The sequence below is a fragment of the Methylobacterium sp. E-005 genome, assembly GCF_022829725.1.
Taxonomy (GTDB): Bacteria; Pseudomonadota; Alphaproteobacteria; order Rhizobiales; family Beijerinckiaceae; genus Methylobacterium.
The window spans coordinates 1-308 of the sequence record NZ_JAKSYG010000202.1 but is presented as its reverse complement, the minus strand read 5'-3'; the positions used below and the strand labels follow the sequence as shown (position 1 = coordinate 308).

The following is a 308-nucleotide window of genomic DNA, read 5'->3' as shown; positions in this document are numbered from 1 at the left end:
GTCCGCAGGCGGCCGACGGCCACCGCGAACCTGTCGTCCTCAATCTCCAGGTAAGGCTGCCGCGTGGCCTAGGCCCCAAGCCTGTCCGCCCAGGCGTCGGGGGAGGCCTCGCACAGCAATGAACGGATGCGGCGCCTCTCGACCGCGGCCGGGTGCCTCGACGCGGTCGTCCGGCTGTACGACGGGATCGCGTCCCAGACCAACCTGCGGGCCCTCAACGCGACCATCGAGGCGGCCCGGGCCGGCGCAGCCGGCAAGGGCTTCGCGGTCGTGGCGGGCGAGGTGAAGACCCTGGCCGATCAGACCGC

At 73.1% G+C, this 308-nt stretch carries 1 pseudogene; it reads left to right on the top strand.

What is annotated here, in order from left to right:
- Positions 1 to 93 precede the first annotated feature (93 nt).
- Positions 94 to 308: pseudogene (locus MKK88_RS23235) on the top strand (methyl-accepting chemotaxis protein); the annotation flags it as partial.